Origin of the sequence: Chromatium okenii (assembly GCF_016583745.1) — a bacterium.
GTDB classification, from domain to species: domain Bacteria; phylum Pseudomonadota; class Gammaproteobacteria; order Chromatiales; family Chromatiaceae; genus Chromatium; species Chromatium okenii.
In genome coordinates this window covers 1-602 of sequence record NZ_NRRQ01000128.1, presented here as the reverse complement: position 1 = coordinate 602, position 602 = coordinate 1, and the positions used below count along the sequence as shown (strand labels likewise).

1 protein-coding gene is annotated in these 602 nt (G+C 60.8%); it reads left to right on the top strand.

All coding sequences use genetic code 11. The features are described from left to right. Positions 1-52: 52 nt before the first annotated feature. Positions 53-602: glycosyltransferase (locus tag CKO12_RS14485; protein ID WP_338032773.1), on the top strand; the 550-nt coding region annotated here is incomplete at its 3' end.

Genomic DNA, 602 nt, shown 5'->3' with positions numbered 1-602 from the left:
CCCAACCGTGGCCATAGCAGCTGGAGGTACCGGGGGCCATGTCTATCCCGGCTTGGCTGTTGCAGAAGTGCTGCGCAACCGGGGCTGTAATGTAGTTTGGATCGGCACTCGCTATGGCCTGGAGGGCCAAGTAGTGCCGCCGCGGCAGTTGCCGGTTGAGTGGTTGCATACGCGGGCACTGCGCGGCAAGGGGTTGGGAGCCAAACTGGTCATGCCGTGGCGGCTGACGCGTTCGGTATACAGCGCAACAAGAATACTTGCCAAGCACAAACCCGATGTTGTCCTCGGAATGGGGGCCTATATTGCCGGTCCGGTTGGCGTTGCAGCTGCTTTGCGGCGGACTCCTCTAGTGATCCATGAGCAGAATGCCATCGCAGGGTTGGCTAACCGTATGCTGGCGCCAATGTGCAAGCGAGTGCTCACCGGATTTCCCAACGTCATGAGCGGCAGGGGCGAATACGTCGGCAATCCGGTGCATAGCGAAATAACCCGTTTGGTGCCACCGGAACAGCGTTACGCCCGTCGTCAGGGGCCGCCGCGGTTACTGATACTTGGCGGTAGTCAAGGGGCGCAGGCGCTTAATCGTGCAGTTCCGGCAGCCA